This is a genomic window from Peptoniphilus sp. oral taxon 386 str. F0131, assembly GCF_000090945.1.
Classification (GTDB): Bacteria; Bacillota; Clostridia; order Tissierellales; family Peptoniphilaceae; genus Anaerosphaera; species Anaerosphaera mikwangii.
Genome location: NZ_GL349422.1, coordinates 1,186,768 through 1,202,200 on the forward strand (window position 1 = coordinate 1,186,768; position 15,433 = coordinate 1,202,200).

14 protein-coding genes are annotated in these 15,433 nt (G+C 30.9%); 2 read left to right on the forward strand and 12 right to left on the reverse strand.

The genetic code is table 11. The annotated features are described in order from the left end of the window. A partial coding sequence (gene sufC, locus HMPREF0629_RS05680; RefSeq protein WP_009222391.1) for a Fe-S cluster assembly ATPase SufC occupies positions 1-734 on the reverse strand: 734 nt, incomplete at its 3' end. 213 nt (positions 735-947) lie between these two features. On the opposite strand from sufC, the gene HMPREF0629_RS05685 reads away from it, so the two are divergent. Beyond that, on the forward strand, positions 948-2,192 hold the full coding sequence (locus HMPREF0629_RS05685; protein ID WP_009222392.1) for a hemolysin family protein: 1,245 nt from the start codon (positions 948-950) through the stop codon (positions 2,190-2,192). A 20-nt stretch (positions 2,193-2,212) separates the two neighbouring features. Here HMPREF0629_RS05685 and HMPREF0629_RS05690 read toward each other — a convergent pair whose 3' ends face one another. From HMPREF0629_RS05690 to HMPREF0629_RS05740, 11 genes are all read right to left on the reverse strand, one after another. Beyond that, the gene (locus HMPREF0629_RS05690) at positions 2,213-2,578 is read right to left on the reverse strand and encodes a hypothetical protein (RefSeq protein ID WP_009222393.1); all 366 of its coding nucleotides are present in this window, start codon (positions 2,576-2,578) and stop codon (positions 2,213-2,215) included. A 175-nt stretch (positions 2,579-2,753) separates the two neighbouring features. Further along, positions 2,754-3,842, reverse strand: coding sequence for a DNA-processing protein DprA (gene dprA / locus HMPREF0629_RS05695; protein ID WP_009222394.1), 1,089 nt, complete (start codon positions 3,840-3,842; stop codon positions 2,754-2,756). 2 nt (positions 3,843-3,844) lie between these two features. After that, positions 3,845-5,362: a YifB family Mg chelatase-like AAA ATPase gene (locus HMPREF0629_RS05700; protein WP_009222395.1), complete on the reverse strand. Its 1,518-nt coding sequence runs from the start codon at positions 5,360-5,362 to the stop codon at positions 3,845-3,847. Positions 5,363-5,373: 11 nt separating this feature from the next. Then, positions 5,374-5,727, reverse strand: a complete 354-nt coding sequence (locus HMPREF0629_RS05705; RefSeq protein WP_141553398.1) for a YraN family protein — start codon at positions 5,725-5,727, stop codon at positions 5,374-5,376. Then, entirely contained in the window at positions 5,727-6,341 is a 615-nt protein-coding gene (locus tag HMPREF0629_RS05710) for a ribonuclease HII (RefSeq protein ID WP_036728441.1), read from the reverse strand. Before HMPREF0629_RS05710 ends, HMPREF0629_RS05705 begins: the two co-directional genes overlap by 1 nt. 1 nt (position 6,342) lies before the next feature. Beyond that, on the reverse strand, positions 6,343-7,182 hold the full coding sequence (gene ylqF, locus HMPREF0629_RS05715; protein ID WP_009222396.1) for a ribosome biogenesis GTPase YlqF: 840 nt from the start codon (positions 7,180-7,182) through the stop codon (positions 6,343-6,345). Between the two features lie 96 nt (positions 7,183-7,278). Then, complete coding sequence (locus tag HMPREF0629_RS05720) at positions 7,279-8,229, reverse strand: ABC transporter permease (RefSeq protein WP_009222397.1); 951 nt, start codon at positions 8,227-8,229, stop codon at positions 7,279-7,281. Further along, a complete protein-coding gene (locus tag HMPREF0629_RS05725) occupies positions 8,222-9,328 on the reverse strand; it encodes an ABC transporter permease (protein WP_009222398.1) in 1,107 nt (368 codons plus the stop codon). The genes HMPREF0629_RS05720 and HMPREF0629_RS05725 overlap by 8 nt, the downstream gene beginning before the upstream one ends. Continuing rightward, on the reverse strand, positions 9,318-10,844 hold the full coding sequence (locus tag HMPREF0629_RS05730; protein WP_036729706.1) for an ABC transporter ATP-binding protein: 1,527 nt from the start codon (positions 10,842-10,844) through the stop codon (positions 9,318-9,320). Before HMPREF0629_RS05730 ends, HMPREF0629_RS05725 begins: the two co-directional genes overlap by 11 nt. Positions 10,845-10,958: 114 nt before the next feature. Then, positions 10,959-12,080, reverse strand: a complete 1,122-nt coding sequence (locus HMPREF0629_RS05735; RefSeq protein WP_009222400.1) for a BMP family protein — start codon at positions 12,078-12,080, stop codon at positions 10,959-10,961. A gap of 112 nt (positions 12,081-12,192) precedes the next feature. Then, a complete protein-coding gene (locus tag HMPREF0629_RS05740; RefSeq protein ID WP_009222401.1) occupies positions 12,193-12,852 on the reverse strand; it encodes a Crp/Fnr family transcriptional regulator in 660 nt (219 codons plus the stop codon). 116 nt (positions 12,853-12,968) lie between these two features. Between HMPREF0629_RS05740 and HMPREF0629_RS05745 the strand changes: the two genes are divergently transcribed. Then, positions 12,969-15,433 (forward strand): transglycosylase domain-containing protein (locus tag HMPREF0629_RS05745; protein ID WP_050747996.1); only part of this gene is annotated, 2,465 nt, incomplete at its 3' end.

Consider the following 15,433-nt stretch of genomic DNA (forward strand, 5'->3'; position numbering starts at 1 on the left):
CTAATCCAGCTAAAACCTTCATTTTCAATTTTATCAACAAAACTTATATCACCTGTTTTTACCAATTTACCATTTAACATAATATGAACATAGTCAGGTTTTATACTCTTAATCAATTGTCTATGATGTGTGATTATTAAAACTGAATTATTTTCATTTAAAAATCTTGAAATGCTTTCAGAAACTGTTCTTATTGCATCTACATCAAGTCCTGAATCCGTTTCATCAAGTATTGCAAGCTTGGGATTTAGCATAATCATTTGAAGTATTTCATTTTTTTTCATTTCTCCGCCTGAAAATCCTTGATTTAAATATCTATCTGCATAAGAATGATCCATAGAAAGTTTATCCATCTCATCTTGCAGTTCCTTTTTAAATTTAAGTATTGAAATATTTTTATCTTCTATTGTAGATTTTGCAGTTCTGATAAAATTTTCAACACTAACTCCCGATACTTCCATAGGCGTTTGAAAACTCATAAAAAGCCCCTTTCTTGCTCTCTTATCGGTTGAAAGTTCAGATATATTTTCTCCTTCTAAAAATATATCTCCACTATTTACTACATACTCCGGATTATTCATTATTACATTTGCAAGAGTAGACTTTCCTGAACCGTTAGGTCCCATTATCACATGAACTTCTCCGTAATTAATATTCAAATTTATATTGTGAAGAATCTCTTTCTCTTCTATTCCTGCAGAAAGATTTTCTATTCTAAGTAATTCCCTATACATTATTTTCCTCCTAATATTTATATACTTTACTTAATTTATTATACCCTATTAATTCCTACAAAATCACTATGATTTAATATAGTTAGATTATAACACAAATACCTAACTCATATAAATATTTTTTTTATTATTCAGTGCAATTTTTAAATATAATATTTCATATTATTTTGACAAAGCTAAGCAGTACATATATAATTTGAATTGAGGTGAATTATGGACTTTTTTCATTACTTATATTTAGCGTTATTTATAATATTTTTATTTTTATCATTTGAATTTACATTAATAGAAAATGCATATCAAAATCTTTCAAACATAAAAATAAAAAAACTTGAAGAAAAAAAACTTAAAAATATTGAATTGATAAAAAAATTATATGATGACAATAATATATTTTCGGCAATATTAATCGGAGATTATTCTTCAAATAGTATGGTGGCAATATCATTATGCTTGTTTTTATATTCTTTATATGAAATTAAAGGACTTATAATAGCTTGTATAATCTCCCCCTTAATAATAATTATTATAGGAGAAAATGTTCCTAAGTCTCTTGGAATACAAAAATATGAAAAAGTAGTTCAAAAAAAGGCATACTTTTTATTTATAGCAACATCTGTCTTAAAACCGTTAAGTTATCTTATAGAAATAAAATCTAAAATATTAATTAAATTAAGCGGTGGAGACATAAATTATAAAGAACCACTTATCACGGAAGATGATCTGATAGATGCAGTTTCACTCGGAATGGAAGAAGGGCTTTTAAATAAAAGTGAATCTATTATAATAGAAAATGTAATGGATTTCAGAGACAGCTATGCAAAAGATATTATGACCCCAAGAACAGATATAATTGCTGTTAATGTAAATGATAGCTATGAAGATATAGTAAAAATTGTAAATGAAGAAGCATTTTCAAGAATGCCTGTATATAATGAAGATTTAGACGACATAATAGGAATTTTACATGTCAAAGATTTATTACTGTTACCGAATGATATGATTTTAAAAGATCATTTAGATATTCTAAAACCGCCGTTTTATACTTATGAGTATAAACCTGTCGGTCCTTTATTTAATGAAATGCGCCATAAAAAAGTTTCCGTTGCCATCATAAATGATGAATACGGTGGAACGGAAGGCATGATTACACTTGAAGATTTAGTTGAAAAAATAGTAGGTTCAATATCAGACGAATATGATGAGGACGAAGATGAAGATATAATAAAAATTTCTCCTAAAGAATATTTAATAGATGGTGCAATGAATATTGATGAATTAAACCACATCCTTGGACTTAATTTAGAATCTGATGAAATAGACTCTATTGCAGGATATATAATAGAAAAAATAGATAGATTCCCTAAAAAAGGAGAAACTATAACAATAGATAATTTAAAATTTACAGTTAAAGAAAGTTCAAAAAATAGAATAGAAAAGCTGATTTTGAAACTATAATCAAAATCAGCTTTTTTAAATTAAAATTCATCTTCCACTTCAATAAGTCTAAGCTCAGAATTTTTCCAACTGGCTTTATCTCCAAGTCTTTCAACTATTCTTTTTAATATATCATCATCTTCAAAACTTTCATCAATCGGTGGAACTCGTATATCATCATTAAACGGTATCTCACAAACTCTTTGTCCTAAATCTTTAAAAGTTATAATCCTGTTTTTAAGCTCCTCCTCATTTTCAAGTTCATCAACCCTCAAATATGTTCCGTCATCGCATCTTGTATAGAAAAAAATCTTTCTGCTGAATTTCTCATTGTAATATGTATAATATGCTTTGCAAGATGGAGAAAAATTTCCTAAAGGACTCATATCAAAAATTATTTTTTTCATTGCGACCTCCTTTGAAAATAATTATAACATATTTTAAATTAATATATCTTATTTATTTGTAAAAACATCAAAAATAACTCCAATAATATGTTACAAATAAATAAAAATACCTATAAATATCTAATTTTAACATTTATAGGTATTTTTATTTATTACATTGTGTTAGATTTAATTCTCACTTAATATTTAATAAAATATTATTTCCACTTATTATTATGATATCTTTAAGTTCAAGTACAGTAAGAATACTGCTTACATATGAAATATCTTCTCCAATATTTATACTGATTAAATTTATATCTGTTATTCCGTTTTTTATTTCATTCAAAACTCTATTTTCATCTTCTCCCAAATCCAAATCTACATTTTTTATGCCTGTATTTTTTGATTTTATTTGTGGAATTAAATCTAATAAGTCATCTATTGAAGTAAATATTTTTGCCCCGTCTCTTATTAAAAGATTTGTTCCTTCACTATACTGTGAATTTATATTTCCCGGAACTGCAAAAACTTCTCTCCCCTGTTCCGCCGCAAGTCTTGCTGTGATTAATGAACCGCTCTTTGCTTTTGCCTCAACAACTATAACTCCAAGCGAAAGTCCTGATATTATTCTATTTCTGAGCGGAAACCTATAGGCTATAGGAGAAGATGTAGGCGGATATTCACTGACTACCGCACCATTTTCGACAATGTCATAATATAGCTTTTTATTTTTTATAGGATATATAACATCAACACCGCTTCCAAGTACAGCAATGGTCTTCATGTTATTTTTTAATGCCCTTTTGTGTGCAAGTCCATCTATTCCATAGGCAAGTCCGCTTACTATTGATATTTCATAGTCGGAAAGCAAGTCTACTATATAATCTACAACACATCTTCCATAATCAGAATTGTTTCTTGCTCCTACTATGGCAATTGAATTATTATCGCCATCCGTTAAATTTCCCTTCACGTATAAAACCCTTGGATAATCAATTATATTTAATAAATTTTTAGGATAAAAAATATCTTCTGATGTAAATATAGATATGTCATTTTTAATAGTATAGTCATATAATTTTTCAAGTAATTCAGGTTTATAATTTATAAGCTTTCCAATGAGCTGCTTACTAAAATTTTTAGATACACTTTTCACAAAATTTGCATCCAAAAAATTCCTATAATCTATTTTTTCTGAAATTATAAACTCTTCTATCTTTATTATCTGACTGTTATCCAGTCCAATAGCATTTAAATATATTAAAAATTCTCTATAATTCATAATTAACTCCAATATTTTGAGTCTAAGCTTCTGTATCTTATAGCTTCAAGTAAATTTTCAACACATATTTCAGTGTTCCCCTCAAGATCTGCAATAGTTCTTGCAACTTTTAAAATTTTATTATATGTCCTTGCTGAAAATTTATATTTCTTAAATGCAATATCCATTACATTCCTACACTTATCAGAAAGTTTACAATATTTTGATATTTGATTTTCTCTTATATCCGAATTAGATAAAATATTTGAATCTTTAAATCTTTCAATCTGAATATTTCTCGCAAGTTCAACTCTCTTCCTAATTTCAGATGAACTTTCCTCCTTTATGTCTTTTGAAAGATCCGAATATTTTACTGCACTAACCTCAACATGAATATCTATTCTATCCAAAAGCGGATGTGAAATTTTAGATAAATACCTGTTTATTTCAGATACACTGCAAGTACACTCATGATCATTCGAACCGTTAAATCCACAAGGACATGGATTCATGGCCGCTATTAAAATAAATTTTGCGGGATACGACAAACTTGCGTTTACTCTTGCAATGTTTATTGTCTTATCCTCTAAAGGCTGTCTTAAAACTTCAAGTACATACTTTGGAAATTCCGGCAACTCATCTAAAAATAGTACACCATTATGTGCCAGGGATATTTCTCCCGGTTTCGGTATTCTTCCTCCGCCTATTAATGATATTGCAGATGATGTATGATGTGGAGCTCTAAATGGAGGATTTGCTATTAATTTATTTTCTTTCAACAATCCTGATATACTATAAATTTTTGTAACTTCTATCGCTTCATCAAAGCTAAGTTTAGGTAATATTGTAGGAAATCGTTTTGCAGCCATCGATTTTCCACTCCCCGGAACTCCTACCAATAATATATTGTGTCTTCCTGCTGCCGATACCTCAAGAGCTCTCTTTAAAAATCCCTGTCCCTTCATATCAGAAAAATCTATCTCATATTCTGAATCTTTAATGTAAAATTCTTCACTGTATCTTTGAATCTCAATTTCTCCGTTTAAAAAATCAACAGCTTCTCTTAAATTCTTAACAGGAAAAATATTTACATCCGTTATAAGTGAACACTCTTTTTTATTTGAATTCGGTATTATAAAATTTTTATAGCCTTTTTCTCTCAAGGAAATTATCATTGGAAGAGCTCCTGTTATTTCATTCAATTGCCCGTCTAATGAAAGCTCTCCCAAAAACACAAATTCATTCTTTATTTCTCTTACTTGTGATGTTGCTACAAGTACTGCCATTGCTATAGCAAAATCCATCTGTGAACCATCTTTTTTCAAATTTGCGGGAGCAAGATTTATTGTAATTCTCTTAAGCGGAAATTCAAATCCGCTATTTTTTATTCCGCTTCTAACTCTTTCACCCGATTCTTTTATTGCAGTATCCGGCAATCCAACTATTGTAAATTTAGGTAATCCATTAGTTATATCAGCTTGAGCCTCTATGACATCTCCACTAAGCCCTTGCAAAGAGCAAGTTTTTACACATGAATACATATGACACCTCTCTATACTACCTCAAAAGCATTTTCTATGTGGTTAATATAATTTTCATTTATGTAATATTCCACAACATCATATCTAACTTGAAATGAATCTAATTGCTTAGAAACTATATAACTCATAGAAGTTCTTATAATATTTTGAATTTTAAATCCATTTACAGCCTCAAAAGCATTCCCGAATTTTTTAGAACTTCTACTTTTAACTTCTATAAAAACTAAAATGTCTCCGTCTAAAGCTACAATATCTATTTCTGTTCCTAAAGCTCTGTAATTTTTATCTAATATTTTATAGCCCTTATCTTCCAAAAATTTAGTAGCTATACTTTCACCGATAGCGCCTAAATTTCTATTATTCATTACCATTCTCCCCTATTCTTAATAAATGAAAGTCTATGCATAGGAGAAGGTCCATGTTCTTTTATCGCCTCTCTATGTTGCTTAGTTCCATATCCTTTGTGTTTTTCTAATCCGTATTCTGGATAAGATAGCGCCCACTCCTTACATAATCTATCTCTATATACTTTAGCTATAATAGATGCACATGAAATTGTATAGCACTTTTCATCTCCCTTTATTATGGAAACTTGTTCAATATCTGTGTCTATCTTTTCTGCATCTATAAGCAATAAATCCGGTTTTATATAATTTCCGTCCTTGTCTTTTAAATTTTCAATTGCATTTAACATCGCATAGTGAGTTGCGTTTTTTATATTTACCTCATCAATAGTCTTACAGTCCATTCTGCCTATTCCAACTGCAACCGCCTCTTCTAAAATTTCATCAAAATATTTTTCCCTTTTCTTTTCAGATAGCTTTTTAGAATCTGTAATCCCTTCAATTCTGCTGTCAAGCGGCATTATTATTGCACATGTAACTACATCTCCAAATAGCGCTCCTCTTCCAACTTCATCTATGCCTACTATATACTTATATCCTCTAGAGGAATATTCTCCTTCAAAATTTTCTACCATGTTATGCTCTCTCCAATGTTATTCTTCCTAATACACCTTTTCTAAATTCATCTAATATCAAATTGGATACTTTAGTATAATCTATTTCATTACCTCTTAATTTTGCTCCTCTAATCATACCTATAGCTTCCATTATCTCAACAGGTGTTTTTTCAGCTGTAGTTACTTTATATCTGTCTTCCAAAATGGAGCTATCCAAACCTAAAAGTCTTTCAATAAGCTTTAAACAAAGTGTTTCCGTATCCATTATTTCATCTTTAATTGCTCCTGTAAATGCAAGATTAAGCGCAATATTTTGATCCTCAAATTTCGGCCATAATACACCTGGAGTATCTAACAAATGTATTTTTGGATTTAATTTTATCCATTGATTAGTTTTTGTAACTCCGGGTCTATTTCCTGTTTTTGCAGATTTTCTCTTTGAAATTCCATTTATAAATGTAGACTTGCCTGAATTTGGAATACCAACTATCATAGCGCGAAGCGGTCCCATATTTATTCCCTTTTCTTTACTTTTTTCTATTTCAGCAGCCATCAAATTCATTGATTCATTTATTATTTTATTAACATTGGGTTTTGCGGCACTATATAATATCGCTTTTTTGTTATCCGTACTTAATTTCTCAGCCCATTTTCTATTTTGAGATTCTTCTGAAAGATCAGATTTATTTAAAACTAAAAGTCCCTTTTTATTTGAAAGGACTTTATTTAAAAGAGGATTTCTACTGGATATAGGAATTCTCGAATCTATTATTTCTATATAAAAATCTACAAGTTTTGTTTTAGCCTCAATATCCTCTATGGTTTTTTTCATATGCCCCGGATACCAATTTATATTCATCTATATCACCATCTTTTAATTATTTATCTTACAAATTATCTTACCATATATATTTAATTTTGCACAAATAAAAAATGTATCCGAAGATACATTTTATTATTTATCTCTTTCAAATGGTTTACCATCAGCTGATGGTGCATTTGATCCCTTAACAAATATAATTAAAACTAAAAGTGTAATTATATACGGCAACATTGAAAGTAAATTAGAATCTATTTTTATACCTATATTTCCAAGAGTTACAGAAAGGCCTTGCGCCGCTCCAAATAATAAACATGCGGCAAATGCTCCTTGAGGCTTCCATCCTCCAAATATAACTGCTGCAAGAGCAATAAATCCCTGTCCTGAAATAAGTGTTTGTCTGTAATTTGATACAACTGCAAGACTCATACTTGCTCCTCCAAGTCCTGCTAAAAATCCTGATGCAAGAACACATATATATTTTATTTTATATGCATCTACACCCAAAGTTTCTGCAGCTTGAGGATGCTCTCCAACAGCTCTTATTCTAAGTCCGAGTTTAGTCTTATACAATAAATACCAAACAACAAACACCAATGCAAACGCAATATATACTACAATATATTGTTGAAATACCATTTTCATATATCTCATCCAAGGATATGCTTCTATCAATTCCTTAGTAAAAACTCCATTAAATACTTGTGGTAATTGATTTTCAAAAGGAATTGATTTTGTCATTGCTGCACCTTCAAAGAAAATTCTCGATAAGAATAACGCAAGTCCCGGACCTATTAAATTAATTGCAATACCTGATACAACATGATCTGCTGCAAAATTAACCGTTGCTATTGCATGAAGTAAAGCAAGTGCCATCCCGGCAAGTCCTCCGCATAAAAATGCAAGCCATGGATTTCCGCTAAAATAACCTACAGTAGCACCTATCAACGCTCCTATTGTCATCATACCTTCAATCCCTATATTTACAACCCCACCATTTTCGCTTATTATACCACCTAATGCAGCATATATAAGAGGAGCAGAATATAATAAAGTAGTACTTATAATACCAAAAATACTATTCATGTTTTTTGCCCTCCTTCTTTGGAATTATTAAACTAATTAAATCTAACAGTTTAGGCATAGCTATAAAGAATGTTATTATACCTATTACTATACTTATGACTTCCGAGTGAGTATTTAATGCTGCATTCAGCTTACCGCCGCCATAGTTAAGTCCTGCAAATAATAAGCCCGCCGGAATACAAGCAAGCGGATTATTCCCCGCTATTAATGCAACAGCCATACCATTAAAGCCATAACCTTGCTGAGCTGCCATCATACTTATATTTTGAGAAACTCCAAGAACTGTTATTGCTCCTGCAAGTCCTGAAATCATACCGGAAATCGTCATTGATATAACCTGATTTCTCTTGATATTAATTCCTCCATATTCTGCAGCGTATTTATTAAATCCTACCGCCCTTAATTGATATCCTAAAGTTGTCTTCTTTAAAATATACCAAATTACAAATGCCACAATTATTGCAACAACCATTCCCCAATTGATTGGAGGACGTAAAAATTGTTTTAACATTTTATGATTTTGCAAAAATGCAATTCCCGCCTCTGAAGTTTTCCAGCTTTTTAAAAATTCAATGTTTGCGGTTGGAAGAATTGAAAATGTAGTATCTGATGAAGGTTTTCTCAAAATAGAAATTCCCAACATATAATTACTTAAATAAAAACCTATCCAATTCATCATTATCGATGAAATAACCTCATTAACTGAAAATCTACTCTTTAAATATCCGACTACCGATCCCCATAGTCCTCCGAAAAGCGCTCCTCCCATAAGTGCAAAAATCGGATGAATAACCGGCGGCAATTTAAAGAAATACCCTACCAATAAAGCTCCTATTGAACCCACGATATACTGTCCTTCAGCACCTATATTAAATAATCCTGTTTTAAATGCAAATGCTACTGAAACTCCAGTAAGAATTATAGGAACAGCATTTATTATAGTCCATGAAATATAACTCGGTTTTCCTACAGCTCCCAATATTATAACCTTATATGCTGCAAGCGGATTAATTTTGTTAATCATCAATATTATAGAACCGAATATCAATCCAAGAATAATTGAAACTACTGTATAAAAAAATCTACTCTTATTCTTCAACTATTCCACCTCCCGCCATTAAAAGACCTACTTCTCTCTCGTCGGTTTCAGTTCTTTTAAGTGTTTTAGAAATTTTTCCATCATAAATTACAGATATTCTATCTGATAATGCAAATACTTCATCAAGTTCAAATGATATTAAAAGTACGGCCTTGCCTTTATTTCTCTGTTCAACCAAATACTTGTGAACATATTCAATAGCCCCGACATCAAGTCCTCTTGTAGGTTGGGCCGCTATTAAAACATCCGGATCATTTGTAATTTCTCTTGCAATAATTACCTTTTGTTGATTTCCGCCTGACAGTGATCCTGCAATATATTTTATATCTGTTGGTCTTACATCAAATTTTTCAACAAGCTCTTGTGCAAAAGCTTCTATTTCTTTTTCTTTTAAGATTCCTTTTTTAGAAAATTTTTCTTTATAATAATTTTCAAGTATTAAATTTTCCGCAATGTTAAAGTCTAATACTAATCCTCTTTTTTGTCTGTCTTCCGGAATATTATGCATTCCGCTATTTTGTATTTCCTTAGGTGTTTTATTTGTGATATCTTTTCCATTTAAAAATATTTTTCCGGATTCAATGGTCTTAAGTCCTGTAAGAGCCTCTAAAAGTTCACTTTGTCCATTACCGTCTACACCTGCTATTCCAAGTATTTCTCCGGATTTTAATTCAAGGTTTAAACCATCTACCTTGTTTATATTTCTAATATCTTTTACAACTAAATTTTCCACTTTTAGAATTACATCGCCCGGCTCTTGCTCTTTTTTATCAACTTTTAACTCAACCTGACGTCCAACCATCATATCTGCAAGTTCAGATTCACTTACATTGCATACATCTACTGTATCAATTTTCTTTCCTCTTCTTATGATAGTACATCTATCTGCCATAGCTTTTATTTCTTTAAGTTTATGAGTAATTATTATAATGGTTTTATTTTTCTTTGCTAAATTTTTTATAATATTTATAAGTTCATCAATTTCTTGCGGCGTTAATACTGCCGTAGGTTCATCAAAAATAAGTATGTCTGCACCACGATATAATGCCTTAAGTATCTCTACTCTCTGTTGCATTCCAACAGATATGTTTTCTATTTTTTCATCAGGATTAATTTTCAATCCATATTTTTCTGATATTTCCACTACATTTTTTCTGGCAGTCTTTAAATCCAAGCTTATACCTTTAACCGGTTCCATCCCAAGTATAATATTTTCCACAACAGTAAAAGGTTCAACAAGCATAAAATGTTGATGGACCATCCCAAGTCCATTTTTTATTGCAGCATTAGGATCACTTATTATTGTCTTTTTCCCATTAATGTAAATATCTCCTTCAGTTTGAGCATACAATCCGTATAGAATATTCATCAACGTACTCTTACCTGCTCCGTTTTCACCAAGTAGAGCGTGGATTTCTCCCCTTCTAATATCAAGGTTAATATTATCATTTGCAACGAAATCACCAAATTTTTTAGTTATATTCCGCATTTCAACTGCAAGATTTTCCTTTTGCATATTATCCACTTACATTACCCTCCTTTATTATTACTATTATACTATAAATTTTAGGATAAATACATACAAAAAAAGAGCCTACAAGAGTAACTTGTAAGCTCTTTTAATCAATAATTATAGTGCCTTAACAAAAGCATCGTAAGTTTCAGCATCATGTGGAACTACAATTTCTTCTGCTACAATCTTGTTCTTAATTTCTTCAACTTTGTCAAGAACTTCTTTAGCTACATGTTTATCTGAAGTTGGAGCAATACCTACAGCACCTGCATCTTTAAGACCTAATTCTATAGTTCTTCCACCTTCAAATTTTCCTTCTTCAACTAATTCTTTAATAACATTATAAACTGCTACATTAGCATTTTTCATAGCTGATGTTAATACATTATTAGGAGCAACTTCTAATTGGTCTCTATCTACACCGATAGCCCATTTTCCGTGTTCTTCAGCTGATTTAATAACTCCGTCGCCTACTCCGCCTGCTGCATGGAATATTACATCTGCACCTTGTTCAAACATTTGGTTAGCTATTGCCTTACCTTTTTGAGCATCTGTAAAGTTTCCTGCATATTGGCTCTTAACTTCAATTTCTTTTCCAAGTTCATTAGCTGCATATTTAACACCTGCTGTAAAACCGTATTCAAAAGCACCGATTAAAACAGATTCTTGTCCGCCAACGAAACCTACGACATTAGATTCAGTAGTATGTCCTGCAATATATCCAACTAAGAAAGATGGTTCTTGCGCCTTGAACATAATTCCTAATAAATTTGCAGGAGCTTCAACGTCTACCATGTTACCGTCTTTATCATATCCTACAGTTGGATCCACATCAACAATTGCAAATTTTACATCAGGATTGTTCTTTGCTGTTTCAATAACAACATCTCCCATTTTAAAACCTGCACCAACGATTAGGTTTGCACCTTCATCAAGTAAAGTTTCAAAGTTAGGCATATATTCATTTGAATCTTTTGATTCTTTAAACTTACTAGCGATTCCAAAATCTTCTTTTGCTTTTTCAACACCTTCCCAAACTCCTTGGTTAAATGATTGGTCGTTGATTCCGCCTTCGTCTGTTACAAATCCTACTACAATGTCACTTTTAGCTTCTGAAGTTTCTTCAGCCTTGTTGTTTTCTGCCTTATTGTTAGCAGGTGCGTTGCTTTTTTGTCCACATCCGACAAGTGCAAGTGCAAATACTAAAATAAGTGCAATTAATGAATTTCTTTTCTTCATAAATATCCTCCTATTTCTTTTTATACTCAAATTATACAATACCGGTCAAACATTTTCAAATATTTTTATAATATTATCCAATAAAACTAAAAAACCTATTCCTCTACATTTATCATAAAAATTTTTCAAGTTCTTTTCTATCAAATTTTATAATATCTCTATCTATTTCAATTAATCCATCTTTTTGCATATTCATAAGCTCTCTTGATACAGACGGTCTTGTTGCTCCCAAAAAATGTGCCAATTCTTCTCTTTTAAGTACCATTTTAAAAAAATTATCCTTATTTGAATTTTGCAGAAGGTATTTTGAAATTTTCTGTCTAAGTGAAATCGAATTAAATATTAAAAGTTTTTGATTCAGATAATATGCTTTATTTGAAAGTATAATAAGCATATTATTTAAAATTTTTTTACTTATATCGTCTGAATTTTCAGATAAGAAAAAAGCTTCTTTGGGTATTTTTATTATCTCAGTGCTTTCATTGGCAAAACAATTATAGTCATAGCTATTTTTATCAATATATAAATATACCTCACCAAAAACAGTACCTTCTTTGTTAAAAATATTTACTATTGAGCGTTTACCGTTCACATCGATATTTTCTACAACAACTGAACCTTTTTTTAATATAAACAAATATTTTACTTCTTGCTCTTGCCTGAAAATTTCATCTCCTTTATTCAATTTTTCTATGATAGCTTTACTTTTATCCAAAAAGTACTTTATTTCTTCATTTTTAAGTTTTGAAAACAACTCGCTTACATTTGGCATATTATCACCTCAATAGACATTATATCAATTTTAATAAATTTTTATTATTAATTTTTATAAATATGTAATTTTCCGTAAAATCTGTTATAATTAAATTTAATTAAGGAGGTTACTTGATGAAAAAGACACAAAAACGAAAAAGAAAGTCCTCCGGATTTTCAAGTTTCGTTAAAATACTTTTTATTTTAATTTTGATGGCATTAGTTACTGCCGCTACATTTACCGGAAGTTATGTCCTTTCTGTAATTAAAAGGGCTCCAAAAATTGATCCTGAAAATTATAGAACAGTAATTAATGAAACCTCAAGAGTATATGATGATAAAGAACAGTTAATACAGACATTAGTATTAAATGAATTTTCAGAATATGTAAATATAGACAAAATTCCGATTAACTTACAAAAAGCGGTACTTGCTATTGAAGATGAAAGGTTTTATAGTCATGGTGCAGTTGACTTTAAGAGAGTTATCGGTGCAACTGTAGCAAATCTAAAAGCACACAAAATTGTTCAGGGCGGTTCCACAATCACAATGCAACTTGCCAAAAACCTATACACTGATTATCAAAAGAGTTTTGAAAGAAAATTAACTGATATATTCTATGCTTATGAGCTTGAAAGCGTACTTACTAAAGATCAGATATTAGAAGCTTATTTAAACTCTGCAGGATTCTCAAAAGGTACAGTCGGAGTTCAAGCTGCCGCAAAAACTTTTTTTAACAAAGATGTATCAGAACTCAATCTTGCAGAATGTGCTCTTGTTGCGGGAATTACAAACAGACCTGAAAAATATTCGCCGTATAATAGAATTGATGTAACACTTGAAGATGATTTAGAAAATTTAGAAATAGTATTAATTCCCACACCAAAAGATACGATAAATTCTGAAGAAACAATTCAAATAGGAAAAAGATTAGCCGAACTTGGTAAAATAGACAGCTTTGATTTGAATCAAATTGAAAGAAGTATTATGCGACCGATGAAAGCAATATTTAATCCTGTATCAAAAGAACGTCAGGAGCTTATTTTAAAACTTATGTTAAAACAAGGTTATATTGATCAAGCTCAACATGATGAAGCTATAAATGCTCCTATAAATATTGACATCGGTAACAGAGAAGAAAAAGGTGTCTCTTCATTCTATGTAGATGAAGTGAAAAAAGAAACAGTTTCAATTTTAAAATCTCTTGGATATTCAGAAGAAGATGCAAATAAAAAATTATATGCAGGTGGACTTAAAATATATAGTTCTATGAACTTAGATTTGCAAAAAAGTATGGAAGAAACAGTTTCCAATAATTCATATTTCCCTAATGCCTGGATTGATGATAACGGAATACCTCAGCCACAGGTTGCTGCAGTTTTAACTGACCCGCATACAGGACAGGTTAAAGCTCTGATAGGCGGAAGAAATATTTCAGGCGGTTCAAATTTAAACAGAGCTACTACACCAAGATCGCCGGGTTCAAGTATAAAACCTATTTCCGTTTATATGACGGCATTTAAATATGGTGCTACTGCAGGAGATGTATATCTTGACGAAACATTACCGAGTAGTCAGTTTAAGGGATGGCGTCCAAGAAATAACGGAAATTCTTATATTGGTTGGACTACTATAAGAACACTTTTGAAACGTTCATCAAATGTCGGCGCATACTTGGTAGCAAGAGATATCGGATGTGACTATGAATCCAATGCAAATAAAAATTCTGTTTATTCAAAGGCTGTCAATGAACCGAAAGCCGTAGAATTAATTAAAGAAAATTTAGAGAGTATTGGAGTAACAAGTTTAGTATGGCCTAAAAATTTTGGAAATACAAAAACTACAGATGAAAATCTTCCTGATGAAAATAAAGATGCACCCGTTATGCCTGATGATGCAAACTTTTCTGCACTTGCACTCGGGGGTATGACTCACGGAATATCTCCTCTTGAAATGGCAGGAGCATACTCCACTCTTGCAAATGAAGGTGTATATCAAAAGCCGACATTCGTAGATAAAATTTTATCTACAAACGGCGAAATTATTTATGAAAATAAGCATGAAGGTGAACAGGTTTTATCCGAAGGAAATGCCTTTATAATTACAAATATCTTAGAAGATGTAGTAAAATCCGGTACAGGTACCAGTGCAAACTTTTCAAGAATGCATATAGCCGGAAAAACAGGTACTACTAATCAACAAAAAGAAGTTTGGTTTGTCGGATATACTCCATACTATTTATGTAGTGTATTCATCGGAAACGACAGACATGAAAGTTTACATTTTTCATCTAATGTAGCTGCTGCTCTTTGGAGAGGGATTATGAAACCGATACATGCCGATTTGGAAAATAAAGAATTTGTTCAACCTGATAATGTAATAAGAAAATATGTCCCGGGAGCGGATAGATCAGAATATTTTGTAGAAAATACAAAACCTCATTATACAAATAAATTATTTTGGTATGAAGAAGATGAAGATGAAGATAATGACAATAATACCAATAGTGACGACAATGGTAAAAAGTCAAAATCTACTAAAAAGAAAAAATCTTCAAAATCTACAAATTCAAATTACAGAACTGAAAATCTAAAAAATAG